The following is a 230-nucleotide window of genomic DNA, read 5'->3' as shown; positions in this document are numbered from 1 at the left end:
GGTTGGGGGCACAGCGCCACCCATGGATCCTCCGCTCCGGCGGGGCGCCACAGGCCCTGAGGAGCATTCATGAGCTACGTCATCGACCGGCGTCTGAACGGCAAGAACAAGAGCACGGTGAACCGCCAGCGCTTCCTGAGGCGCTACCGTGAACACATCAAGAAGGCCGTCGAGGAGGCCGTCAGCCGGCGTTCCATTACCGACATGGAGCACGGCGAGCAGATCAGCAT

At 63.9% G+C, this 230-nt stretch carries 1 protein-coding gene; it reads left to right on the top strand.

Annotation, left to right across the window (positions count from 1 at the left end; all coding sequences use genetic code 11):
- Positions 1-69: 69 nt before the first annotated feature.
- On the top strand, positions 70-230 hold a 161-nt coding region (locus tag ACLJNW_RS29070), incomplete at its 3' end, for a DUF444 family protein (RefSeq protein ID WP_410962148.1).

The sequence above is a fragment of the Salmonella sp. SAL4457 genome, assembly GCF_046548235.1.
Taxonomy (GTDB): Bacteria; Pseudomonadota; Gammaproteobacteria; order Enterobacterales; family Enterobacteriaceae; genus Salmonella; species Salmonella enterica.
Note: the sequence above shows the minus strand (reverse complement) of the source record. Positions and strands in the feature narration are given on the sequence as shown.